Source organism: Salirhabdus euzebyi (genome assembly GCF_014207435.1).
GTDB lineage: Bacteria > Bacillota > Bacilli > Bacillales > Alkalibacillaceae > Salirhabdus > Salirhabdus euzebyi.
On record NZ_JACHGH010000003.1, the window covers coordinates 41,277 to 66,952 of the forward strand.

Annotated in this window: 30 protein-coding genes; 27 read left to right on the plus strand and 3 right to left on the minus strand. The window is 33.6% G+C overall.

The features are described from left to right. Nucleotides 1-17 precede the first annotated feature (17 nt). A complete protein-coding gene (locus HNQ94_RS05350; RefSeq protein WP_174495220.1) occupies nt 18-413 on the minus strand; it encodes a (deoxy)nucleoside triphosphate pyrophosphohydrolase in 396 nt (131 codons plus the stop codon). Nucleotides 414-517: 104 nt separating this feature from the next. Between HNQ94_RS05350 and HNQ94_RS05355 the strand changes: the two genes are divergently transcribed. From HNQ94_RS05355 to HNQ94_RS05455, 21 genes are all read left to right on the plus strand, one after another. Then, entirely contained in the window at nt 518-1,327 is an 810-nt protein-coding gene (locus tag HNQ94_RS05355; RefSeq protein WP_174495221.1) for a polysaccharide deacetylase family protein, read from the plus strand. Nucleotides 1,328-1,446: 119 nt separating this feature from the next. Next, complete coding sequence (locus HNQ94_RS05360; RefSeq protein WP_174495222.1) at nt 1,447-1,890, plus strand: ArsR/SmtB family transcription factor; 444 nt, start codon at nt 1,447-1,449, stop codon at nt 1,888-1,890. 8 nt (nt 1,891-1,898) lie between these two features. Further along, entirely contained in the window at nt 1,899-3,122 is a 1,224-nt protein-coding gene (locus HNQ94_RS05365; protein ID WP_174495223.1) for an MFS transporter, read from the plus strand. 388 nt (nt 3,123-3,510) lie between these two features. Beyond that, on the plus strand, nt 3,511-3,711 hold the full coding sequence (locus HNQ94_RS05370; RefSeq protein ID WP_174495224.1) for a hypothetical protein: 201 nt from the start codon (nt 3,511-3,513) through the stop codon (nt 3,709-3,711). Between the two features lie 28 nt (nt 3,712-3,739). Next, on the plus strand, nt 3,740-4,288 hold the full coding sequence (locus HNQ94_RS05375) for a nucleotidyltransferase family protein (RefSeq protein ID WP_174495225.1): 549 nt from the start codon (nt 3,740-3,742) through the stop codon (nt 4,286-4,288). A gap of 76 nt (nt 4,289-4,364) precedes the next feature. Beyond that, entirely contained in the window at nt 4,365-4,883 is a 519-nt protein-coding gene (locus HNQ94_RS05380; RefSeq protein ID WP_174495226.1) for a hypothetical protein, read from the plus strand. A 108-nt stretch (nt 4,884-4,991) separates the two neighbouring features. Then, on the plus strand, nt 4,992-5,933 hold the full coding sequence (locus tag HNQ94_RS05385) for a VanW family protein (protein ID WP_174495227.1): 942 nt from the start codon (nt 4,992-4,994) through the stop codon (nt 5,931-5,933). After that, entirely contained in the window at nt 5,926-6,429 is a 504-nt protein-coding gene (locus HNQ94_RS05390; protein ID WP_174495228.1) for a hypothetical protein, read from the plus strand. The genes HNQ94_RS05385 and HNQ94_RS05390 overlap by 8 nt, the downstream gene beginning before the upstream one ends. A gap of 49 nt (nt 6,430-6,478) precedes the next feature. Beyond that, nucleotides 6,479-7,015 (plus strand): dihydrofolate reductase family protein, encoded by a 537-nt coding sequence (locus HNQ94_RS05395; RefSeq protein ID WP_174495229.1) that lies wholly within the window; start codon nt 6,479-6,481, stop codon nt 7,013-7,015. A gap of 410 nt (nt 7,016-7,425) precedes the next feature. Further along, complete coding sequence (locus HNQ94_RS05400) at nt 7,426-7,686, plus strand: DUF2651 family protein (protein WP_174495230.1); 261 nt, start codon at nt 7,426-7,428, stop codon at nt 7,684-7,686. 48 nt (nt 7,687-7,734) lie between these two features. Further along, a complete protein-coding gene (locus HNQ94_RS05405; RefSeq protein ID WP_174495231.1) occupies nt 7,735-8,301 on the plus strand; it encodes a hypothetical protein in 567 nt (188 codons plus the stop codon). Nucleotides 8,302-8,458: 157 nt separating this feature from the next. Beyond that, entirely contained in the window at nt 8,459-8,836 is a 378-nt protein-coding gene (locus tag HNQ94_RS05410) for a DUF4181 domain-containing protein (RefSeq protein WP_174495232.1), read from the plus strand. A 111-nt stretch (nt 8,837-8,947) separates the two neighbouring features. Beyond that, nucleotides 8,948-9,115 (plus strand): hypothetical protein, encoded by a 168-nt coding sequence (locus tag HNQ94_RS05415; protein WP_174495233.1) that lies wholly within the window; start codon nt 8,948-8,950, stop codon nt 9,113-9,115. A 1,168-nt stretch (nt 9,116-10,283) separates the two neighbouring features. Beyond that, nucleotides 10,284-10,835 (plus strand): hypothetical protein, encoded by a 552-nt coding sequence (locus HNQ94_RS05420; RefSeq protein WP_174495234.1) that lies wholly within the window; start codon nt 10,284-10,286, stop codon nt 10,833-10,835. 209 nt (nt 10,836-11,044) lie between these two features. Continuing rightward, the gene (gene spoIIP, locus HNQ94_RS05425) at nt 11,045-12,196 is read left to right on the plus strand and encodes a stage II sporulation protein P (RefSeq protein ID WP_174495235.1); all 1,152 of its coding nucleotides are present in this window, start codon (nt 11,045-11,047) and stop codon (nt 12,194-12,196) included. A 460-nt stretch (nt 12,197-12,656) separates the two neighbouring features. Beyond that, entirely contained in the window at nt 12,657-13,064 is a 408-nt protein-coding gene (locus tag HNQ94_RS05430) for an NUDIX hydrolase (protein WP_174495524.1), read from the plus strand. A gap of 35 nt (nt 13,065-13,099) precedes the next feature. Then, a complete protein-coding gene (locus HNQ94_RS05435; RefSeq protein WP_246199933.1) occupies nt 13,100-13,666 on the plus strand; it encodes a GNAT family N-acetyltransferase in 567 nt (188 codons plus the stop codon). A gap of 30 nt (nt 13,667-13,696) precedes the next feature. Beyond that, the gene (locus HNQ94_RS05440; RefSeq protein ID WP_174495237.1) at nt 13,697-14,539 is read left to right on the plus strand and encodes a nucleotidyltransferase; all 843 of its coding nucleotides are present in this window, start codon (nt 13,697-13,699) and stop codon (nt 14,537-14,539) included. 115 nt (nt 14,540-14,654) lie between these two features. Next, on the plus strand, nt 14,655-15,620 hold the full coding sequence (locus tag HNQ94_RS05445; protein WP_174495238.1) for a hypothetical protein: 966 nt from the start codon (nt 14,655-14,657) through the stop codon (nt 15,618-15,620). Between the two features lie 63 nt (nt 15,621-15,683). Further along, entirely contained in the window at nt 15,684-16,175 is a 492-nt protein-coding gene (locus HNQ94_RS05450) for a hypothetical protein (protein WP_174495239.1), read from the plus strand. A gap of 18 nt (nt 16,176-16,193) precedes the next feature. Further along, entirely contained in the window at nt 16,194-16,673 is a 480-nt protein-coding gene (locus HNQ94_RS05455; RefSeq protein ID WP_174495240.1) for a GNAT family N-acetyltransferase, read from the plus strand. Nucleotides 16,674-16,721: 48 nt separating this feature from the next. Here HNQ94_RS05455 and HNQ94_RS05460 read toward each other — a convergent pair whose 3' ends face one another. Beyond that, complete coding sequence (locus tag HNQ94_RS05460; protein WP_174495241.1) at nt 16,722-17,699, minus strand: proline dehydrogenase family protein; 978 nt, start codon at nt 17,697-17,699, stop codon at nt 16,722-16,724. Between the two features lie 246 nt (nt 17,700-17,945). On the opposite strand from HNQ94_RS05460, the gene HNQ94_RS05465 reads away from it, so the two are divergent. The 4 genes from HNQ94_RS05465 (at nt 17,946) to HNQ94_RS05480 (ending at nt 22,407) form a co-directional block, all read left to right on the plus strand. After that, complete coding sequence (locus tag HNQ94_RS05465) at nt 17,946-19,730, plus strand: glycerophosphodiester phosphodiesterase family protein (RefSeq protein ID WP_174495242.1); 1,785 nt, start codon at nt 17,946-17,948, stop codon at nt 19,728-19,730. A 12-nt stretch (nt 19,731-19,742) separates the two neighbouring features. After that, nucleotides 19,743-20,768, plus strand: coding sequence for a serine hydrolase domain-containing protein (locus HNQ94_RS05470; protein WP_174495243.1), 1,026 nt, complete (start codon nt 19,743-19,745; stop codon nt 20,766-20,768). Between the two features lie 267 nt (nt 20,769-21,035). Continuing rightward, nucleotides 21,036-21,539: a GNAT family N-acetyltransferase gene (locus tag HNQ94_RS05475; RefSeq protein WP_174495244.1), complete on the plus strand. Its 504-nt coding sequence runs from the start codon at nt 21,036-21,038 to the stop codon at nt 21,537-21,539. 214 nt (nt 21,540-21,753) lie between these two features. After that, on the plus strand, nt 21,754-22,407 hold the full coding sequence (locus HNQ94_RS05480; RefSeq protein WP_174495245.1) for a hypothetical protein: 654 nt from the start codon (nt 21,754-21,756) through the stop codon (nt 22,405-22,407). An 88-nt stretch (nt 22,408-22,495) separates the two neighbouring features. On the opposite strand, the gene HNQ94_RS05485 is transcribed toward HNQ94_RS05480, so the two are convergent. Then, on the minus strand, nt 22,496-23,272 hold the full coding sequence (locus tag HNQ94_RS05485) for a PRC-barrel domain-containing protein (protein WP_346266316.1): 777 nt from the start codon (nt 23,270-23,272) through the stop codon (nt 22,496-22,498). Nucleotides 23,273-23,640: 368 nt separating this feature from the next. Between HNQ94_RS05485 and HNQ94_RS05490 the strand changes: the two genes are divergently transcribed. Together HNQ94_RS05490 and HNQ94_RS05495 are read left to right on the plus strand one after the other, a co-directional pair. Then, nucleotides 23,641-24,672: a S66 family peptidase gene (locus tag HNQ94_RS05490; protein WP_174495247.1), complete on the plus strand. Its 1,032-nt coding sequence runs from the start codon at nt 23,641-23,643 to the stop codon at nt 24,670-24,672. A 107-nt stretch (nt 24,673-24,779) separates the two neighbouring features. After that, nucleotides 24,780-25,658 (plus strand): gamma-glutamylcyclotransferase family protein, encoded by an 879-nt coding sequence (locus HNQ94_RS05495; protein ID WP_246199934.1) that lies wholly within the window; start codon nt 24,780-24,782, stop codon nt 25,656-25,658. Nucleotides 25,659-25,676: the final 18 nt, after the last annotated feature.

Consider the following 25,676-nt stretch of genomic DNA (forward strand, 5'->3'; position numbering starts at 1 on the left):
GAAAAACAAATATCTTTCTACATACCCTTTATTAACTGCTCCATTACGGGAACATCTGCTGGCGACCAATGCAAACACGCTAAATTTTCACGGAGTAACCAGTTTATTTTTTCGTGTACACGTGCAATTGGTACACCTTCTACAATGTTGCATTTAATTGCAATTAACTCGACGTAAAAGTTTTCATACTTATGATTATTCACAAGAAAAACTTCACCTGCTTCGATTGTACAGTATAATTCTTCTTTTATTTCCCGAACAACCGCTGTAAAGATGTCTTCATTTTCCTTTACTTTTCCACCCGGAAATTCCCACATATTTGGATGGGACATAGAGGGTGATCGTAAAGCACATAACACTTCTTTATTATTATTTTCTATAATAGCTGCTACTACTTTTTTCGTTTGTTTCAATTTCATCCTCCTTTTTATCTTATTTTTCCTAATTTTAGCTAGAATAAATGGAAAAATTTTAATGAAAAATAAAAGAAACAATGAATGGCATAGGAGATGATGGTATGAAAGCAACTTTTTTTAAGCGTACGGTGTTATTTTGTGCTTTATTGATGGCTTGCATCCTACTAGGTGGAATAAGCCTATCGGCTCAGCAAGATAATCCTCCTCAGTTAGAAGGTGGGGCTGAAGAGTCGGAGCGAGTGCGATACCCGGTCTCTAACATCATTTTACAACAAAGGTATCCAGAAACAATTGTACTGAGTGGTCCTAGCACGGACAACAATGTTGCACTTACCTTTGATGATGGTCCAGATCCCCGGTTTACACCTCAAATTTTGGATCTTCTAAAAGAATATAATGTAAAGGCAACATTTTTTGTGATGGGGGCACGAGCTGCTGCATACCCAGATTTAGTAAAACGTATAATAGATGAGGGCCATATAGTTGCGAATCATACATATTGGCATCCTAATCTCGTGGAACAAGGCGATATTGCAACTCTTGAAAGGGAAGTAACGAGAACAGAAAATACGCTAAACGACATAATCGGATATCGGACTAAACTTTTTCGTGCTCCATACGGTTTCTTATATAATGAATTGGTAGAAAAGCTTGCGGATATGAATTACACTGTTGTCGGTTGGACAGTCGATTCTCTTGATTGGCAGGAATTAACCCCAGATCGAATTGCATATAACGTATTAAGTCAAATTCATCCAGGGGCGATTATTCTTATGCATGATGGAGCCGAATGGGAAGGGGATCGAACAAATACGATTAAATCTCTACGTGAAATAATCCCAACTCTAAAAGAACAAGGATTTACATTTAAAACTGTTCCTGCGTTATTAAATATTCCATATCAAAAGTAAGAAAAAGCACACAATCTCCTTAATTGGAAAATTGTGTGCTTTTATATTGATAAATTTGGAAATTAGATTATACTAAAAATTAGATTAATCTAATTTTTAAATTAATGGAGGTGATTCGGATGTCAAACGTTGTGAAAATAACAGCACAACAGCAGAAGTTAATTACTTCAGCAATTCGAATTCAAATTTTACACACTCTTATAGATAAACCAATGACCGCTAAACAAGTAGCTGAAAAATTGGGGAAGTCTAATGGTTCCATCCATTATCATATGCAGCTATTATATGAAGGGGATTTACTCAAATTAGTTGATACAAAAAATATACGTGGTACAACAGAAAAGTACTTTTTAGCAATAGGTACTAACTTCACATCAGAAAATGAAACCGATCACATACCAGAAATACATATTAGTTCTAATTTACAACTTAGCTTAGCAGAAAGAAGAGAATTTTTAGATGACCTAAAACAATTATTATTGAAGTGGGAGAAGAAAACAGCAAAACAAGCAGACGATGACTCCGCCTCTTATTTCATTCGAACCAAGATTGAGGAGGAATAAAAAGAAAGATGAAAAATAAAAATTATGGTTTGCTAATTGCAGGGGTAGGAATTTCTTCAACTGGCGATTTTATGTACTTAATTGCGATTAATTTGATCATTTATCATTTAACGGGTTCAGCTACTTTAGTTGCCGCACTTTGGGTATTAGGTCCATTAGCTGGCCTAGTAATTAAGTCGTGGTCCGGAGGTTTTGTTGATCGTCACTCTAAAAAGAAAATCATGATATATACGGACATCTTGCGGGGAATGCTCATGGTTATCTTGCTTTTTTCGAATCACGTATGGCTCATGCTTACAATCATTTTTCTCGTTCATTCTTGTAGTGCTTTCTTTAGACCTGCTTCCCAGTCGTATATTGTGAAGCTTGTTCCAAAAGAAAGACGTAGTATATTTAATGGCATGTTCCAGGCAGCATCAACAGGAGGAATTGTGATAGGCCCAGCAATTGCGGGGGGTGTTTTATTAATTGCTTCACCTTCGACACTAATATTCGTGAATGCTATTACATTCTTCCTATCTGCTATACTCATTTCCTTTCTTCCTTCACTCGATACAAAGCATACGGAAAAAACTAAATTAACTTTCTTCCACCAATTGCGTGATGATCGAAAAGTAGTTTGGAAAATTATTAAAGAGGAAAACAAGTTTGTCAAAATGTATATTGTTTTTCAGCTTATTCTTGTCATTGGCATGTCACTAGATGCGTTGGAGTGGGTTTACTCTAACAAAGTACTTGGTTTAAATGAAAGTCAGTATAGTCTTTTGATGAGTGTATGTGGAATCGGTTATGTTGCGGGCTCGCTTCTCGCATCAAAATTGCCAGATTTTCTATCAAACCGTTCGCTTGTCGTAGGGGGAACTTTTGTGTCAGTTGCCGGCTTTATAGGCTACGCATTTAGTATTTCGTTCTCAATGGTACTCATATCCTTTACAATACTGGGTCTTGGGCAAGCAATTGCGAATGCAAGTATGCTGACACTCTTTCAAAATACTGTTCCACCTGAACTTATTGCGCGCTTTTCGAACTTTTTCGCTGTCATGATTAGTACACTCGTTATTACGTTAACGATAACCCTTGGAATTTTTGGTGACATAAGTGTGTTGCTTGCGGTGCGAATTCCAGTTTTCGCATCTTTATTATTTGGCATATTGTTATTTTTGTGGTCAAAATTTTTGAATGAAACAAAAGAAATCTCACCTCATGGAAAACAAAAAGAGCTGGGTGCCTAATAATTTTAGAAAACGATGAAGAATTGCACTTCCATAATGGATTAAATCCAATTGGAGGTGCAGTTTTTCTATGCTAATATTGGTAATATAAACTAAATTGGTCTACCAATAGGAAAAATTCAATATAAGTCTTATGATTTTTACATTACCATCCAAAGGATATGTAGTAGTAAGGAGTGGTTTATTGAAAAACCTAACTTTATTTGGGAAGATCAACTTTTCACTAGGACTTATCTTTGTTTTTGTTGGTATATATATTTTTATTCAAAAATATCCTATGAAGTTAATCGACCTTTATCTACCAATTTCGTTCATCTTTTTAGGAAACTCATTATTTTTTTCTGCGAATTTGTTTAAAAAGAAAAAGGGATAAAGGGGGGACAACTTAATGGACGTTAACTGTCCGAAATGCCATTCCGTCATGACTAAGGCAAAGCTAGATAATCATCCGATAAGAGTGTATAAAGCTGATGTCCAACCGAGCGCTGAAACAATTAGTGGTGTGAAAAGCTGCAATGTTTGCCCGGATTGTGGTTATATCGAGCTTTATGCTACTAATCCAGAAAAAATAAAAGGGAAAATCCATTAAATAAACAACATACATAGAGGCGAATAAAATGCTAGGGACATTAGCAACAATCGGAAGTTTATTTGAAAAAAAGAATATTATTTGGGGACTAGGAGGGTCACTTCTACTTCACTTTCATGACATAGTCGATAATCCAAATGACATCGATCTTCTTGTCGCGGAAAGGGATTTTCCATATTTACACGACCTTATGTCAAAAAACGCGGTCCAGATAGACACGAAAAGCAAAAAACCTTTTTGTAGCACCTACTTCCAGAAATATCATATGGACACTACAGACGTTGATATGATGGGGACTTTTGCTATTGAACATGAACTTGGTATATACAAATTGGAACTAGACGTCAATTCCATTACAGAATATGTTCAAGTAAAAGGGGTATGCATTCCGTTAACATCACTTGAGGATTGGTTTATTTTATACCAATTAATACCAAACAAAAGGAATAAAGCAGAGCAGTTGGAAGATTATTTTTGTGCAAACGGCGTAAAGTATCCGAAACTTTTAGAAAAAGCACTTCAACAACCTTTACCATTCAGTATTAAGGAAAGAGTAGAAAACTTAATAATCAAATAAATGAATGGTTAATATCTATACGAATAATTACCCTTTTGATGGCGAATAAATACTAAAAAAGCCGTGGGGTGATTTAGTGAAGAAATACATTATGTTTAGTTTAATTGGTTTCCTATTGTATGCAAACCCGTTTGTTATATTCGCTGAAACGAAACCTAGCCTTTCAAATGAATGCTTGAAGGAAATGAAAAATAGGGATGAACAAATGAACCAAAAAGTCGTGGATGATCTTGTAAAGAGTTTCCGTTTACCTGTAAAGGAAGAACATTACTACGCAATGAAGTTTGAAGATATTGATGCAGCATATTTATTGTATGGTGGAAGATTAGGTGACCCTTATTACAAATCCATCGTACATTTATTTGATCAAACTGGTCCAACCATTGGAAAACCTGTTTTATTTATTCAACCACAACTTGCCTATTTCCTTTATAAAAAGCCAGATCACTCTAATGTGATGATGTCACTAAAATTAAATGAAGATCAATGGGAAGTTGTTGAAGAGAAAATAACAGCGGGTAAAGAAATAAAATATATAAAAGTAAAATGCGAAAAAGATTACATCAATCAAAAGAAAAAATATTATAACAAATAGTAAAGACAAAAGAGGTGATGGACATGTAAATCAAATCAGGATCCAGCCTCTTTATTTTTGTCCTTAAACGTATTGGAATTTAATGTTAAAATGAAGAGGGTGAATGATTTGAATGGACAGTCATTAAAGCCTATTAAAAGAAGCGGATTAAGAATTTACCTAGGGACAAAATATTTTCGATTAAAAAGGATTTTGGAATGGTATTTTACGAGAAAAAAATATGCAACTAAAATGGTAGATTTACCTTATCGATACCCGATAGCAGTACATAAAACGATTTTAAGAAGAAAGCTTAAAGATGTAGATATGTGGTACCAAGAAAATAAAATTATAAATTTAAAAATTGCTATTCATAAACTCAATGGGATTGTTATTCAACCAGGAGAAACATTTTCCTATTGGAAATTAATAGGACATCCAACGAGGAGAAAGGGTTATACGTCAGGAATGATTCTACATTATGGGACGTTTAAGCCTGGAATTGGTGGGGGTTTATGCCAGTTATCTAACCTAATTTATTGGATAACTTTGCACACCTCCCTAACCGTTACAGAACGCCATCGTCACAGCTATGATGTGTTTCCAGACGCAAATAGAACTCAACCTTTTGGTAGTGGAGCTACCTGTGCTTACAACTATTTAGATTTACAAGTGAAAAACAACACAAATACTCCATATCAGCTTTGGTTAAACGTGACAGATAATCATTTAGTTGGAGAATGGAGGACAAACATTCCAGAGATGATGTCCTATGAAATATATCAAAAAGATCATAAAATCACCCATGAGACATGGGGAGGATATGTTCGTCATAATACCATCTATCGCAAAGTTTTTAATGGACAAAATGAGTTATTGGATGATGAATATATTACAGAAAATCATGCCTTAATGATGTATAATCCGCTACTTTCACATACCTCCTATGATGATATCGAAAACCATCAGGACTATGAATCAAATCTTAACCAGCTTCACCGTTTACTGGAAGATAATATTATTAGTGAAGAAGAATATCAAAAAAAGAAAGAAGATCTATTAAATGCATAGTGGTAAAAAGTCAAAGTTAAAAAATAAATTATTTAAAAAACTAGTATTCATGTTGTGTGGGTTACTAGTCTTGCTCATTTTAACCGTATTTTATATAGAATACCAAACGGAGAAAGAGCTTGAAAAAGAAGAGTTTAAGTTAATGCACATTCAGTCATTAAACAAACAAATAGTACTTACACACGAAAAAATAGTCAAGTATAGTCACACAAATGCGCCAGAAGAAGAGATAATATTTTATGTTCAATCGTTACAACATATGTTTCAAATCTTTCACCAAAGTGCAGTGAAACAAAATTTTGTTAACACTAGATGGTTTTCTGATGTACATAACAATTATTGGTCCTACAGTGCTTTCGTATTTAGAAATAATTTCTCTGAAATATTTATGGTAAAAGCTGCTAAACATAAAAGCGAACTACTTGATATGGAGGATAGTTTACAAAATAAAGTAAACCAATTAAAAGAAAAAATCGCCAATTATTGGTGGAAATAGCTACCTTTTCTCAGTAGATTCTTATCTGAAATTTCCGGAGGTTACAAAGATGAACAGTCCACGAAAACTAAAATTATTTATTGCTATGAGCTTAGATGGGTATATTGCAACGGAAGATGACTCTTTGGATTGGTTATTTTCAGTAGATGGAGAAGGCGATAATGGTTATTCTGAATTTTATGAAACGGTCGATACTATTTTAATAGGGAAGAGGACTTATGATTGGATAATAGAACATGAAAAGGGACATTTTCCGTATAAAAACAAAGAATGTTATGTTTTTACTAGATCTAAAGCAGTTGATACAGACGACGTTACGTTTATAGGGGATAACATCGTATCCTTTACGACTGCACTCAAAAATCAAAAAGGTGGGACTATTTGGGTTGTGGGTGGGGGAGATTTATTACATTCGTTTTTAAAAGAGAAATTAATAGATGAAATGATGATAACGATTGCTCCTAAACTAATCGGAAGCGGTATTCCTTTATTCAAAAGAGCTGAGTACCAGTTAGATTTTACATTGAAGGGTACAAGGACTTTTAATCAGTTTGTGGAATTGCATTATACGTTAAAGAACGATTAATACCTCTCAAGTAATGTTGGTGATACTTTGAAGAAGATGTTTTTTACTCTTATCTGTTTAGTCTTTATTTCACTATTATATTACCGATGAATTTTCAAAGCATCAAGGTTATTTGTCAACGGAAGAGTTTTGAAACTGAACCCAGACGCGGAATATCTTGAATATAATGATAAGTGTACACAAATGTGAAGTGGACTAACCAAATGAACTTAACGATTAAAGAAGCAATTGGTGAAGTGGTATAAAGTAGGAATAAACAAAACTTATTAATAGATTAGTAGTAATTTCTCAAATGTAAAAAATATCCTTTTCAAGATTGTTGGTAAACGTTATAATTATATTTATAGGAAAAAGATTCCATCAATAAGGTTGTTTGACCTAGTGTTTGGGCAGAGAAAGGAAGGGTTTATGTGGATCCATTCGTTCTTCAATTAATCATAATTCCTTTTTTGGCGTTTGCCATAGGTATTGTACTTACAATAGCAACCAAAAACATAATTGCTGCCCCCATATTGACACTAGCTTTAAACGTTACATATGAATCCATGTACCACTACATTCTCAATTATTCATTTTCCTTATCTTCTTGGAATATCATTTTGCCGCTTATATCACTCTTTACAGCCTATCTTACGTTAACTGTACTAAATCAACCGACTGATGAACTGTAAAAACTTTAACTATTAGTATAGTTGGCTAATGAAGGGGTGTAAGAGTAAATGAGGGATTTTAAACTCGTTGCGATTATTTTAATATTTATTATTTTAATTAATTATGTCTCATCCGTCTTTGCTTTTTCTTATACTACACTTGAGGAAGCAATTAATAAAAGTGGTTATGGTGAACATGGAGAAATAGAAATTTTATATCAAAACGAAAAAGAAAATATAGTAATTTTTCTAGCTAAAAATTTTGTTGATGAATATATGCTCGTTTTGAGCACCTACTCTGAAAATAAAGGAAAATATACATACATAAATAATGGTTCACATATTCAAGGTATAGATTTTACTGAACACAATTATCACTTCGTCAATATAACTTTACTTGATAATCAAGAAATGGAGCCGATACCAGTTGTTTGGGGAGTATATTTCGAACCGAAAGCAAAAAAGGCAAAATACACTTTACTAAATGAATCTGGAGATAGAGTTTTTGAGGACTACGTTGAAATGGAAAAGTCGATGTTTGTAGATATAATACCAATGGAAATTTATGATGATTTTGACACTATTAAGTATCAATTTATTGATCAGAAAAACTTTATCCTATTTGAAAACAATTAGCCAAGTATTATGTTTTCCTCATGTACTTGGTTTTTATTTATTATTTTTCTGGTCTCTTACTAGTACAAAAATTATGTTAATATAAAAACACGTTAAATAGTTGGATAATTGAAAATAGTAAATATGCAAGAAAATAATGTCAGGATGGCGAAGAATTATGTTAGCACAGGGAATTATTTGGTTTGCTGTTATTGCGCTGTTAATGTACTTGTTTGCGAAAATAATTCGAAACATTTTTGGTGTCGAAAACGTAAAGAAGAAAAAGGGTTTCATTAATGACCGTCATAAATTTGGGAGCAGAATAATATTTTTCATTTTTAATTCAATCATTATTATTTATACGTTCTCTGAATTTCAATTAAACATTTTTATATTATTAAATGCACTGGAATATGTTGTTTATTTAGGCTTCACCGCCTATATTCAATGGGAATTTTTCTCGGATTCAAAAGAATATTTGGTTACAAGTCTATCAGCCTTTTATTTATTAATATTACTCGGTGTCAGTATTCCGTATTTAGAACAATTGACCTAAATGGGAAAAGCATCTATTATTCTATTTTCTAACCTTTTTTATGTAGTATGGTTCAATACTATGGGGTTATGGAACAATTCGTAGTTAGAAATATACTGGAGGGGAAAAAGTATGTTGTACGTATTAGGCTATATTATTTCACTAATTATTTTATATCTTGTCATCGAAACTGCCGTGAAAAATGGAATTAACAAATCACATGTCGGTAAATTACTAGAGCGTGATTACGGTATGCAGAAGGAAGAGGCAAAACCTCTATTTAATGATTTGGATGATTAATTACTTGGTGGGTGGTAGTACATGAGAGTGATATTGGAGCTCCTACGTATTATTTTTATATTTATAATACTTGGAACTTTGGCTTGGGAACTGATAAAAAATATTTACACAATAAATGAAGTGACGGAAAGGTACCAAGTGTTTGCTGTAATAGGGATTTTCTTGTTACTCTTTGTCCTATATAGAAATAAGTTGCAATTTTCTGGGTGGTACCAAGGGAACAAGAGAGTAAAACTGACAACATTACATACAAAAATAATTATTTGTTGTTCCGTTTTACTTATCATTTTTCCGTTGTTTTTAAGTATTGTCATGAATTAGGATAATATGTTCATTTCCTAAGGAGGATACTATATTGAAGCAAAATAACCGAAAAGAAAAATGGGAGTATTTATAGTGGTAATTGGAACATCCTTACATTCTCTTTTGCGTATGAATAATATATTGCTCCCAATAATAGATTGGTTACCAGCTTTTATTATCAAGTGCTCGATGCTAATGATGGTCAAGACCTCCAGAAGGACAGTAACAACCAACAGATTTATACATTTATTATTGATAAATTTATGTTTTTTTCTAATAGTACAAACAGGGACAAAAAGTAAGAGTTTGGGAGAATGAAGAAAATCCACACACATTTAAAGAGGCGTATCACTTTGATTTAGGACTGTAGAAATTGTCAAAGAGTAGGAGTAATGGGTTTATATCATGGATGAAGAAAAGTAAGATGAAACATAGGTGAAACAGCAAAGGTAAATCTAAGAAAAGTGGGGCCTAAAATGAAAATAGAAATCCCAATTATAATTTTTTGTGTTTTCGTGATAACGGATATTGGCCATTATTTTTTGGAATCGCTTGGAATGTGGCGTTATGTAATAGAGATTACACTAATGGCTATTATAGTTTTCATTCTTAACAAGACGAAGCTTTTGGAAATAAAACTTCCAGGTCTTATCGTGTTTATGATCTTTTTCCCTCTATTTCTTGTATATATGTTTGTTGAGATAAATATTATCGAGTCAATCAATAGATAGATGTTTGGTAATGTCTACCAGTGAAAAAACCGTCATTTTCTTACATCCTTTTTCGAATGTGTTTAGGGCAAAAAGTAAAACATTAAACATTGCTTACCGAACTGGCAGAATCTTTGAATCAAAGGTGTGAAAGTATGAAAAAATTGATTATATTTAGCTTTCTAGTACTTTTTTTATTAGTAGCATGCGAATATAAAACGGCTCGAACCTTAGACACGTCTAAGTTAACGGAAAAGGAATCCGAAACTACAGGAGAGTTTGAACTACCTTTTGACATTTATACCGCACCATCTTTGGAGGTAGCACTCGATGCTGTTCCTTTTGAGGTTAATTTACCGGAAGAATTGCCTTTTGATGCACAGCCATTAAAAGTACTCTACATTTACGATTTTGAAAAAGACGGCAAAAAAATTGAAGTAGGTTTTTCAACACTTTCTAATAACACTCACACAACTAACTTTAGTAAAAATCACGCCCTATTAATTTCTGCACGAAACTATGAAACACATCACTTGGCAGGAGAGACACCAGGTACTGAGGTGACGATTAAAGATGATATAAAAGGAAAGTATTATGAATCCCAACTAAGTTTTTCAGTAGAAGGTATTTATTATTCACTTCAAATGTTATCTAATGCCGAAGACCTTAAAGATGAACTTCTATCTGTTGCTAAGCAAATGATTTAGTATATAACTTAAAAAGGGAATACCGCTCATCCAATACTTTTTCATTTTATAAGCAAAAAGATTAACCGTGTCGATTTTTAAACGACTCTGGTTAATCTTTTTTTCTTATGCATTTAACTCTTTTAGGTATACTGTTTTTTTACCCTTCATAGATTGGTAGAAGAGAAAGATTCTAATAGCCATTTCACTAACGGATGGGGCGAAAATGTATGAATAAAAGTCCATTCAACGAGAATTTATCATGGAAAGACTATGTACGTACTTATTTAAATGCGTGCCTTTTATTTTTAATTGTTATCATATTTGTTTGTATGATATCTATTCCAAAAATAAACCAAAACTTGTTTGGTTCATTTTCCATGCTATCGTTACCAAACAATGAGGCTGTTACAAATACAGCTTTGCTCATGTTTGGATCGGAAATACCTGGGTTTGAGAAATTTGTTTCGGAGAGAAGAGAAGTACCGGATGTGGGGAATGCCATTATGGAATTGCTAACCGATTTACGAGCAGGTGATTTAATGAGCTTTCTTGAGCAAGAGGTACCTGGACTGAAGTTAGTATCTACTGAAATTTATGTTGCAGGAAAAGGGACAGACTTTTCTACCTTACCTGCGGAATCACCACCTCCTAACTTCGATGAATTATTAGCAGAGGATGTTGATGAACAGGAAGAAGAGGAAGAGAATGAACAAGTTGTCCCATCAGAAAATAGCTCGGTATTTATTTATCATAGTCATAGCTGGGAGGCATTTCGACCTTTATTGGATGGAGGAGAAGATGTTGTGCCTAGCAATGCAAGTAGTGTAGATAATAATAAAAATATTGTCCTTGTTGGTTCCATGTTAAGTGACGCTCTAGATGAGAGCGGTATTAGTAATACACACGATAAAACAAATATGGCGCAATTACTCAAGGAGAATAACTGGACTTACTATGACTCCTACAAAGCGTCTCGAAATGTCATGCAGAATGTTAATGAAAAAGCACGTTATTTTATTGATATTCATAGAGACTCTGCAACGAAAGATATAACCACGATTGATATTAATGGGAAAAATTATGCAAGGCTTTATTTTATTGTTGGTACAGCAAATGAGAATTACGATCAGAATTTGAAATTTGTTGAAGAACTAAATGCAAAAATGGAAGCAGCTTACCCAGGGATAAGTAGAGGTATTTTCAAGAAAAGCAAGGCAGATGGAGATGGTTTATATAATCAGGACCTATCCGAAAGGGCAATTTTAATCGAAGTTGGTGGAATTGATAATAATGAAGAAGAATTAAAAAATACAATAGACGCTTTTTCAACAATATTTACAGAAATGTATTTCAAGGATGCTGTTCAAGTAAATCAATAAAAAATATAACAAGGATAAAAGAGTAATAATCATGATTAAAAACACTTACACATGTAAGTGTTTATTTTTTATCCGCTAAAAAGGAATTGTAAATGAATTAAAAATTGGATGTAACACATATGGTAAGATAAAGAAAACGCTTCTTTAATAAATTAGTTAAAGAGTTGGAGGGGATTTGTTGAATTAAACATTATTCCTATTGCTAACTTTTGTGATGAATTTTGTTCTAGGTTGTTCAAAGGAAGTTTTTAGAAAGTTGAATTTGAATTATTCATTCATCAAACAACTAATTATATTGCTATAACGAGTGAAAGAGTTTTATTTAATGTGCTTGAGAATAGTGACTGTTATTGAGGTTACTAGTTTTGTAGAGGAACTGTCTAAAAAACATATGCAAAAAACTCCATATTAATTCAGCTAAATTGGCGGAGACGAAGGATTCCATAGGAGGGTATAAATGATGGTACCACCAAAACATATCGTATCAGCAGCAACTATTGTCATAAATGAGAAAAACGAAATTTTGTTAATAAAAGGACCTAGAAGAGGATGGGAAATGCCTGGGGGACAAGTGGAGAATGGAGAATCTCTAAAAGATGCTGCTATAAGAGAAACGAAAGAAGAATCAGGAATAGATATTGAAATTACCAAGTTTTGTGGCGTTTTTCAAAATGTAAGTGGGTCTATTGTTAACACGCTATTTTTAGGAAAGCCAATTGGTGGCAAACCATCCACAAGTTGTGAAAGTTTAGAAGTAGGTTTTTATCCAATTGAAAAAGCTTTAAAAATGGTAACTTGGAAAAACTTTCAGCAACGAATAGAGTATTGCTTAAATGAAACGATGCATCCTTTTCTAATCGAATTTTGAGAATGAAAAAGGAAACACATAAGGAGGACAGACTATTGTATTCTCACGATAAAAAATTCAATCATGTTTCGACAACAAACAGATTGATCATAAGACCACTAAAGTTTGAGGATTACAAAAATTGGCTCCATGCGTTTAAAAATCGGTTTCCATCCCAACATCGTTACGATGAAGGAAGAATAGATATGAGTGAATGTACTTATGAATGGTATAGTGCGTTGGTTGCAAAGCATCAATATTTAGCGTTAAATGATGTTGCTTATGTATTTGGTGTTTTTCGGAAAAGAGATGGGGCCCATTTAGGTATGGTTGATTTTTCCACGTTAGCTAGAAGTAACTTTCAGTGGGGAAGAATAGGATATGGCATACATAATCAATACTGGGGAAATGGTTACGGAAAAGAAGCTGTAAAAGAAGCATTGAACATAGGTTTTTCGCACCTTCATTTTCATCGCATTGAAGCTCATATAAATTTAGATAATATCGTTTCCAAAAAACTTGCAGAAAGTGTCGGGATGAAATTTGAGTGTATTCGAGAAGGTTTTATCCATGAATTTGGGGAGTGGACAGATAATCTAGTCTATTATGTCAACGCGAACTGATTATACCTTCTACTTAAAAGGGGGGATTCATTGGTGAACATAAGGAATATTGGAAGATATTGCAAAGTAGATAAAAATGGTTATATTTTGAAAGAAGCAAATTTTAAACACGTAACGAAAGAATTTGCTCCATTAATTGAGGAAGTAACAAAGACTTATCATTCACATATAGGTAATAATTTACATAGTCTTTATATTCGTGGATCTATTCCAAGGGGACTTGGAATAGAAGGGGTAGCCGATTTGGATACGATAGCCATTACTAAGCAAAACCCAGAACATCTATCTTTAGAATGGGTTGAGGATGCTGAGGATCGTATTAATTTTAAATTTGATTACATAAATGGCGTTGAACTAAGCTTTTATCATATAGAAGAAGTGTTAGAAAAAACATCTTTTTCTATCATCCCCTTCATGATCAAAACGCATAGCCTTTGTATATATGGAGAAGACATAGCAAATCAACTTCCTAAATATAAAGCGGATTATACGCTAGCTAATGAACATTTGATTCGTTTAAGTGGTCAGTTGCAGCGTGCTAAGGATGATTTAAAGGATAACGATGACGCGGAAGATATATTGGATTGCTGTGTTTGGATTATGAAAATAATAGTTAGAGCAGGTTTAGCTTTAGTTTTAACGAAAGAAAACCTGTATACTCGCGACTTATATCCAGCTTATTCGTTATTTTCTAAGTATTATCCAGAAAAAGAACCAGACATGAGACAGGCTTTGCAATTTGCAATAGCTCCCACAACAGATACGGAAATATTATTACATTTTTTACAGTTATTTGGAAAATGGCTAAAGAAGGAATCAGATGTATGGCTCCAAAAATATAATCCGAACAAAGAATTTAAATTACGATTGTAAATACAGAAGAAGGACCTTTCTAGGTTCTTCTTTAATATATTTTTAATGGGAAAATATGCTAAAATTAAAGAGTGATGTATTCGTGAAATTCTACATCTTAAAAGGGGCAAACAAAATGAAAAAGATGTTATTTTCCTTACTATTTGTTTTTATTGTACTGTTCATTGCATTCTTTTTGTGGAGAATACAATCACCATTAGACAGTGGAATTTATGTGCAAAAACATGGCGGTTCTATTCCACTAGAAGTGGAGGAACATTTACCTATGGGGACTTTGCAACTACCCATTTTTTGGGTGAAACCACATCCATGGGCCAAGGCGCCTATTGTAGAAGACATCTCTTTACTAGATCAAAATGGGAAAATTATAGCCATTATTGAAGGTGAGTATCATATAGATAGTATTGATGTTAATAATAGTTGGCAGAAAAGAGTAGTAGAAGCAGACGTAGAGGTAGAAATAAATGGCCATAGTTCTATGGAGGATTTTGGTAAAACTACAATTCCAATCAGTGAAAATATGGAAGATTCTTATACATTATCTGCGTTACATTTAACATACAAGGAAGAAAAACTACAATATCCCTTAGAAGATACAATTAAAGTTTTTCCTTATTCTAGTCAAAATGTGGACAATCCTAGTAATTCTGGTGTAGAGGGCTATGTTACTTTACTAGATAACAATAAAGTAAAAGGTTATATTCTGAAACTAGTTGGCTCGCCAAATGAGATACTTAATGGGATTTTATTTTGGCTACCTGGTATGTCAGAGGACTATATGGAGCAGCATGTCTTAGTTTCTTATGAGGATTCTCTTGATTCCTACCTAAATGATAAAAAAGAATTTTCAGGGGAGCCATTAACATTACCTCACAGACTAAAATCTAGTAAACTACTGCTTTATTTTCCGGTTACTGAAGAAATTAAAGAAAATAGTAAAAATTCTATCGTTCACATTATGCCTTATTTTGAGTTTAAAACTGGTGATGGACAGTTGTATGTGAACGGCGGAACCGGAGGAATTGGTCCATTCATAAAGGACAGGAAATGGGAGCAACATGTCATCAAACCGATAGATTAGAATCAAGGAAAGGGATTACACTTAATTAAGCCGTTATGAATTTTAGGGGAAGGAGGAATTGTTTTGAGAGGTTTTCTTTTTATATTAATTGCTTTTTTGTCAGTTATTACTGCTTGTAACCCTAGCGAAAAAGTAGAAACGGAAGAAACGAGTATGGTTAGTACGGAAGAGGAAGGATTAAAAAGACCTCCAGCATTAACGGTTGTCACGGATAACCATTCTGCAAGTGCAGTCTTAGGATCTTACAGTTGGACTTATATACAAGAAAACGGAACCGGTTCGGCGATAGAATCTGATTCTGGCTCGCCAACAGAGTTGGTTGAACATCAAAAATCCCCTATAAATCTAAAATACAATTCTGATTTTCAGCTGCATTTTAAAGTTGAACCGATAGAATACAAGGTTCGTATTTGGGAAAATGGAGAACGAACGGGGACTGTTTCTATTCAAAATAATTCCGTTGCACCTCATACAAATGGATCATTTATTTATGAAGTAAGCGCAAGATGGAAGCAAGGAACAGCAATGTATGCTTTTCTAGTAAATGTAAATTAATTAGAATAGAGGAACTTTATGATTATCCAAATAGTAAAAGCATTCGACTCAGACGCTCCTTCTATTTTTGAAATGCAACAACGCACGTTTAATCCGTTACTGGAGAAGTATCAAGATTATGATATTAATCCTGCAAATGAAAAAATAGATAAGGTAGTAAGACGTATTAATCATCCTAAAGGTGGGGTTTATAAAATATTAGTAGATGATATATTCGCTGGAGCAATATGTATGTATTGGAAACAAGAGCGATTGGCATACTGGATTAGTCCGATGTTTATATCACCTGATTTTCAGGGAAAGGGTATAGCTCAGAAAAGTATCCTATTGTTTGAGGAAATGTTCCCTAATATAAAGACGTGGGAATTAGCAACAATTGTTGAGGAAAAAAGGAACTGTTATTTGTATGAAAAAATGGGTTACAAACAGACAGGTGAATATAGAAAGGTAAACGAAAATACCACTCTCGTATACTATAAAAAAGTGTGTAATAGTTAAAAGGTGATGGTCTAAAAAATCTACCATCACCTTTTAACTTGTTTATTTTTATTTTTTATTACGTTTACTTAATCTACCTAGTAGGAAAGCCCCGACGCCTATTCCAATCATTGTATTCGTCTTTTTATTGAATACTTGCTTGGCAATTAGGTTTAAGTTTTGTGGACGTTCTGCTAAACGGCGCATAAAATACCCGTACCAGTCCGTACCAAAAGGAACATACGTACAGAAGTTATAACCTTCTTTCGCTAGTTCATGCTGTAGTTCTTTTCTAAAACCGTACAGCATTTGGAATTCGAATTTTTCTTTAGAAATATTGTTTTCTGCAACAAAACGTTTTACATGGTTGATAATGTTATGGTCGTGTGTTGCAATAGATGTGAATTTTCCATTAAGTAAGTGATATTCAATAAGTGCAACTAAGTTACTATCGATAACCCGTTTATCTTGATATGCTACTGCTTCGGATTCTTTATATGCACCTTTTACCAAACGAAGACGATAGTCTTTATATTTCTGAATATCTTCTTCAGCACGAAAGAAGTATGCTTGGATAACTGTTCCAATGTTATCGTGCTCTTTGGATAGTTCATCAATTAAATCAAAAGAAGGCTGAAGATGACCATAGTCTTCCATATCGAAATTAATGAAAATGTCATATGAATCTGCCTTAGCGACAATTTCTTGTAAGTTACTTAAGCAGAAATCATAGTCGATATCCAACCCAAGTTGAGTAGGTTTTAAAGAAATATGTGCATCCACATTATTTACTTTAATAGCCTCTATTACATCGAGAATTTGCTTTTTTGCTTTTGTTGCTTCTTCCTTTTCGTAAACAAACTCGCCTAAATTATCAATCGTACAAGAGATTCCATACGTGTTGAGCTCTTTTACACTTTCTATCATTTCTTCAATGTTTGTTCCCGCAACAACAGATTGTGCTCCTAGTTTGAAACCATATTTTTGCGCCAAACTATTCAAGAGCTGATTTTGGGAGAGTCCAATAAAAAAGTTTTTTAATAGCATAGTAGCACCTCTGTAGATTTTTTTTGATTATAACATAGTACATGATTCCTAGTATAAAATTGTATGGTAGCGATTTCAATCTTTTTAATTTTAATTATTGCAACTTTACCTAATATTCGACCATATTAGCAAGAAATATTTCGTACAACCATCTACTTTTTGATAATCTAATAGATAAGTTAAAAAGCGTTTTAATCTTCTGGTACTAGGGTAGTATTATTAAAATGAAGCAAACAAGGTGATGACATGATACGAGTTTTACGCAATAGCTTTAAAGATTTTAAAATTTCCTATAAAAAATATTTATCTTTTGAATTTATATACATGCTTCTTGGGAGTATCCTATTTGTTCCAGTCATTTCTTACGTCTTCAATCGAATGTTGCAAAATATAGGAAGTGGCTCATTATTGAATGCAGATGTGTATAAGATTGGCTTTAGCTATTCGGGAATGGCAGGGATGCTCTTTATTAGTTTTTTGTCAGTTCTTATCCTGTTAGTTGAGTTTGGTGTTATTATCCTCATTGCTCAACAACGTTATTTTCATAAAAATATTCTTATTTCTCAAGCATTTATAACAACCTTAAGAAGGCTCCCAAAACTAATAGGGTTTGGAATCATTCAGTTAATACTGCTTTTGTTACTGATCATTCCTTTTTTTAGTGCTCCTAACCTACCAGCACTATTAGATTTTAATGTACCGATTTTTCTAACAAGCAGGTTTTATGCTTTTTCTTTTTCATTATTGGCTTATATTGTTGTATTTTTAGCAATTGTCTATTTCGTACTACGATTTATTTTTACTCTGCATTATTTATTCATTGATGGATTACCGATTAGAAAGGCGATGAAAAGTAGTTGGAAATTAACAAAGAAAAACAAAGGGAAAACATTAATTCACTTAATCCTGCTTAACATTATTATTTTCCTAACTGGTTTTTTATTCATGACTTTCATTTCCTTTGTCCCTTCCATGATTGAGTATAAGGTGATTGCAAGTGTTGTAGAAAACTATTTTATGACATTTTCAAGTTATATGATGATCATTTTCTCTTTATTGATCGTTCCCATCAATATGATCATTATTACCCGTTTATTTTACTTGTACAAACGGAAAAAAGGAATAGCTGTACAAGATAAACTAACTGTTCATGGAAGTGACCGATTAGGGGCTCTTGAAAACAAATTAGCAACCTTTTTTACTAAACGAAAATACTTATTAATTATCACCATAATGCTTTATATAACAACGACCTTTTTATTAAACTATACAGTAAATAACAAAATTGTTTATTTAAAATGGGATGTTGCTGTTGCTGGGCACAGAGGTGACGTGCAAACCGCTCCAGAAAATTCTATAAGTGGTATTAAAGCTGCTGTCGAAAAAGGGGTAGACGTCGTTGAAATTGATGTGAAGCTTACAAAAGATGGAGTTGTCATTTTAAACCATGATATGAATTTAAAAAGAGTAGCTGGAGTATCCACTAATGTGAAGGACATGACCTATGAAGAACTAGCCAAAATTGATATCGGTGCAAAATTTTCAGAAGCATTTATCGGTGAAAAAATACCGACATTAGATGAAGCAATGGAAGTAATAAAAGAGGAAAATGTTGAAGTTATTATTGACGTTAAATCAGATGTACCAAAAAGAGACATAGAATTTGCTAGAAGAATAGTAGACATCGTTGAGCAACATGAAATGGCTGATATGACATACATTCAATCGTTTAGTAACGAATTCCTTCAAGAGGTCCGCGCAACAAATAGTGAAATAAAAATTGGCCAAATTATGTTTCTTGCCGCGGGTAACTTAGGCGCCTTAGACGTAGATTTTTATACAATTAACCAAAGCATGCTATCTGATCGCTTTATAAAAAATGCCAAGAGACACAATCGGGAAGTGTGGGTATGGACAGTGAATATTGAAAGAAATATGAAGGAAGTTTTGAAATACGATATTGATGGTATTATTACAGACTATCCAGAGAAGGTTCATAACGTACTAGGTATAGAAATATTTAGTGAATGAAGGGGTTAGTGTATGAGCATTTATCAGAACCAACATCATGTTATTGAAAACGTTGTAACTAGGGAATGTTTTTCTGGAGTCGTCGGAATTAAAGAAAAAGATTATAGTCCTTTTGTTACGGCATATGGATTAGCGAATAGAACAGAGAATCGAGCTAATGATATTCAAACTCGTTTTGGCATCGCCTCTGGCTGTAAGCTATTTACTGCTATTGCCATTTCACAATTAGTCGAAAAAAACTTACTTTCCTTTGATACACGATTAAAGGATTGTTTAGACGTTTCCTTTCCGCAGTTTGATAATCATATTACTGTTCATCACTTGTTAACACATCAATCTGGTATACCTGATTATTTTGATGAGGAAATAATGGATGATTACGAAAGTCTGTGGAAGCAGGTCCCTATGTATCTTATTAGAACAGGAGCAGATTTTCTTCCATTATTTCAAAACGAAAAAATGATGTTTAACCCTGGTGAAAAATTTCATTATAATAATGCCGGTTATATATTGTTAGGATTAATGGTAGAAAAAGTGTCAGGGACATCATTCACCGAATATGTTGAACAAAACATATTCAAATTATGTAGCATGGATACCTCTGGATATTTTTCTTTGGATTATCTCCCTTCAAATTCAGCACTAGGTTACATTGATAATCGTGATGGATCGTGGAGAACGAATGTTTATTCGATCCCCATTAAAGGTGGGGCAGACGGAGGAGCATTTGTTACGGCTTTTGATATGATTAGCTTTTGGGAAGCGCTATTTAGCAGGAAATTATTAAGTGAATCGTATACAAATATTTTACTAAGTCCACATGCTAAGGTGAAGGATGGCGTTCATTATGGCTATGGATTGTGGATGAATAGTAAAGAGGATTTCATTTGGAAATATCACGTAATGGGTTATGATCCAGGAGTTTCTTTTCATTCTGCTTATTATCCAGATAGAAAAACCCAAACAGTAATTCTTTCTAATAATAGTACAGGGGCTTTTCCTGTTATGAAGGAAATTGAAGAGTTCTATCATTTATAAAATGAAGCTTAAATTAGTAGCACTGAACCTTCAATTATCCTCACTATCCTTATTATAAAGTTAGTGAGGATATTGTTAGAATTTAAATTTACAGGATATTTATGTAATGATAAACTTAGTTCACGATAATAAAGGAGGGCGCAACATGAGACCCCCTTTATTGAAATTTTAATATAAGGGGAGTAGCTGCCAATAACATATACCTATTTTAAAATTTGTTTTTGTCTAACTAAAAAATGGCTTACAGATTAAGATAGGAGTGTACGAATGATTGAAATTAACACTGAAAGATTAAGACTAATCCCCTTGAAGGCAGAACATCTTAAATTATTAATTGATAGTCCAATGAAAATGGAACAAAGGCTAACATTACTTGAATCAGACAGAATACTTAGTCCAGAACTTAAACAAGCGATGGAAACAAGACTTTCAAAGTTATTAGCTGATGAAGAAAATTATATATGGTACACCAATTGGTTAATCGTGAAGAAAGATAAAAACTGTGCTGTTGGAGGGATAATGGTCAAAGGTCTTCCAAATGAAGATGGTGAAGTAATAATCGGTTATTATACGTTTCCTGAATATCAAGGAAATGGCTACATGACTGAAACTATTCATTATATGAAAAACTGGTTATTGAATCAACCCGGTGTAGTTTACGTGATTGCAGATACTGATAAAGACAATATTCCATCCCATAGGGTATTAGAAAAATCTGGTGCCGAAATGTATAAAGAAACAGAGGCGTTATATTTTTGGAGATTTAGCTGAAATGAGAATCCTATAAAAACCCGAACTGCCTTTCCAATTGTTAGAAAATCGGAGGGCAGTTTTTCTATTGAGTAAACATAAATTTTCATAAAAACGGAAGATAAATACTAGTTAATTTTGGTTTGTTTGTCAAAATATAACGATATTTTCTTATCAACAATCTTCCTTCGTATTATAATAAATTGAATATACACGAATGGAGAATGAGATAAGCATGAAAAGGTATATGGTTGTATCTTCTTGTATTGTTGGTATTTTATATTTATTGACTGTTATGATGATTTTATTTTCTCCACCAGGGGACAATGCAGTCATTGATCATGTGGAACATGGAACTAAATTAATATTAGCGCATTATTTTTTGGGCTTTTTAGGATTCTTTGGGATTGCTGTTGTTATGAAGTCATCTTCTTTTTTAAAGGCAAAATACGAGTTTCTTGATTATACAAAGATACTTGCCATTATTGGGTTTGGACTACTTAGTATTAATAACTTAAGACAAATTGGTGTCGATCATGATTTAGCCCATCAAGCAATTCACCATGGTGCAGGATACTATGATTTCACTGTGTTCTTTTGGAGGGGTTTAGTAGAGTTAAGTCCTCAAGGATGGGTTGATTTTGGATTTGTGGGTTTATGGTTGATTACGTTAAATTATTTGTTTTTGAAAGAAAAGACAATACATTTCGTACATAGTGTGGTAGGAATGGTTTTAGGAGCTTGTTTTGTTATAACTGTTTTAGGTAATGTAATTTCTGTTAGTCTCCTTACTCAACTTGGAATGGGGTTAGGTGGAACTATTTTAGCCCCGATCTACTTCGTTTGGTTGGGATTAGCTTTATTAAAAAGACAAACAGCTATATCGTAAATTTGGTTTAGATTTAATAGAAGACGTCAATGCAATAAAGAATGCAAGGGATAATAAGCAATCCCTTGCATTCTTTTCTTTGCACTTACTATTTGGTAGAAGAAAAATTCAACTCTATATCTTCACCTTGTTTCACTTCGTCTGCTGTTTGGTTAACATATACTTTCTTTTCTGCCCAATTCAATTCTGTCACCTTATCTGTAGCCAGTAACACATACCTAGTAGGTAATACTTTTTGTGTTTCAACTACTATATACTTAATTTCCCAGCTATCTTCACTTACGACAAAGTCATATATATTACCAACTTGTTCATCTGTTGCTTCAACTGTAAATCCAATTGGATCATCTTTTATATCCTTTGCACTTCTTAGATGGTAGTTTGCTTCATATTCATTTGGAGGTTCTTCCTTTAATCCATTACTGTGCACATCCATGAATTCTAGTGGGCTAGCGAATCCACCCCATGGTCCTAACCCACCCCAGTAATTTGGCCAACCATAATAGCTTTCTAATTCTTCTTCTGCCTGTTTAGAAATTGGCTCATCTTCCTTCTGATTAGGGGCGTTTTGGATTGTTTCTTTTGATGCTAGTACATTAAGACTACCATCATCCAAATCTACATAATCAAGAGAAATAGGGGAGAGTAATACCTTTTTACCCGGTAACCACTTTCTAGTATCTACTACAAAATAGCGTATCGTCCAATACTTGTCGTCAAAATAGAGATCCTTTAGTTTTCCTAACTCAGCATCTGTTGCTTTGATATTTAAATTTTCTACTATAGAGGATAAATGAAAAATAGTTAGCCTCCTTTTAATTAGACTATTTTTTCCTCTTATTATTCCATAACCGTTTTGATGAATGTTAAAACATGTCTTATTTTAGAAGTTAGATAAGATTGAGGTGATGTCTTTGTCACCAAGAAAAAAAGGATTTTGTAGAATCGGAGCGAATTATACCTATACACGTTATTTCATAGGATGGAAGCGGGAAAATTCTTTTGAGCCATCCTGAAGGTGTTAGTCGTTTGTCGATTAAACATAGATTGTACTATCTTTCTAGTTAATCAGAATGTATGTCGACTGCGATTAAGGTTAGCTGAATTGTGAGAGTTTTAATTTCATTGAAACGATTGATAGAGGATTGAAATGGAATATAGAATTACTTATATGGAGAGACATCGATATAGAAAGTTTTCTCAGTTAATTTTATAACAAAGGTGGAAAACAACATGTTAATCAAACCAAAAAAATTGCAGCCAGGTGATCGAGTGGCAACGGTTAGCCCTTCGTGGGGTGGTGCTGGTGATCCAGAAATTCGTTGGCGCTATGAACAGGGAATAAAAAGATTAGAAGAAGTGTTTGGTTTAGAAGTTGTACCTATGCCAAATAGCTTAAAGGGAACTGTGTTTACTTATGAAAATCCTAAGGCGCGTGCAGAGGATCTAATGAATGCCTTTCAAGATAAAACGATTAAAGGCATTTTTGCCAATATTGGTGGAGAAGATAGTATTCGCCTACTTCCATATATTAATTTTGACGTTATTCGAAACAATCCAAAAATATTTATGGGATATTCTGATGTAACGGTTACACATCTGTTTTGTCATTATGCAGGTGTTTCTTCCTTTTACGGACCAGCAATATTAACTGATTTTGCTGAAAATGTAGAAATGGATCCTTATACCATTGATGCAGTAAAACGGACTCTATTTTCTGATGCGCCAGTTGGTCAAATATTTCCCGCGAAGCGATGGACAAGTGAACGTTTGGAATGGATAGAGGAGAATAAAAACACTAGGCGTACAATGCGAGAAAACAAAGGATATGAATTGCTACAAGGTGAGGGTAAGGTACAAGGCCGATTAATAGGTGGGTGTATAGAAGTACTAGAATTCGCGAAAAGTACCATGCTTTGGCCTGAAAATAAACATTGGGAAGACAGTATTCTATTCTTTGAAACATCTGAAGATAAACCAGACCCAAGCTATATTCGTTATTGGCTACGCAACTATGCTACTCAAGGTATTCTTCAAAAAGCAATGGGAATCATTTTTGGTAAGCCACAAGATGAGATGTATTATGAGGAATATAAAGAAGAAATATTAAAGGTTATGAGGGAGTATGGGTTAAATGAATTACCTATCCTATATAATTTGAGTTTTGGGCATACAGAGCCAATGATAATCCTACCATATGGTGCCAAAGCAGAAATTGATTGTGATAACGTTTCTTTTTCTATTATAGAAAGCGGAGTTGTATAAATGATCAAAAACTTGGCAGGTAGCCAAGTTTTTTTTCGTTATGTCAGGATTTGAATATAGCATTTTATATACAATTAAACTATAAAGAATTAATGGAGATGATGTTATTGAGCCCAACATGGAAGGTTTTTGTTTATGGGACTTTACGAAAGAATGAAAGTAATGCTCATTACGTAGAAGATGCCCTTTGTATTGCGAAGCAGGCATGGACGTATGGGAAACTATTTGATACAGACCTTGGTTATCCTGCAATGATTACATCTAATAAAGAAAAAGTGTATGGCGAAGTGTACGAGGTGGACGCGAATCAACTCGAAAAGCTAGATTGGCTAGAAGGTTACAAAGGTGATGGAGAAAGAAATGATTATGAACGTATTACGCAGACAATTTATACCGATAACGACAACTATGAGGCACTTGTTTATATTTATGAACCGAAAAAAGTAAGAACAAAGGTTGAAATATCTTTTGGCGATTGGAAATGTTACCGTTTGTTGAACCAAGATACCCATTTATATTTTGCATATGGCTCTTGTATGGATACGGAACGATTCAAAATAGCTGGGGTAGATCACCTATTTCATAACCTAAAAGGCTGCGGTATTCTTAAGGGTTACGCATTGGAATATAGACGAAAATCCCATGATGGGGGAAGAGCAGACATCGTGGAGTCGATTAATAAGGTAGAAGGAAAGGTATATGAAGTTGATTCGAAAGCTGTCCGTTATTTATTCCGAAGAGAAGGCGTTGACGCAGGTATTTATCGCCCAGCTTTTATCGAAGTAGAAATGGATGGTAAAGTTTACGAGGATGTTCTTACTTTTATCGTAATAAATAAAGACGAAGAAGTAGCTCCACCAGAACACTACGCAACGGAAATACTCCGCGGAGCAAAAGGAATCGTTAGTGAAGCTTATTACGATTCACTGAAAAGTAATTTACGTGATAAATTTAGGATGGATCCTGCTGCAAGGCTTGAGGAATGATTCATACAATTATATATT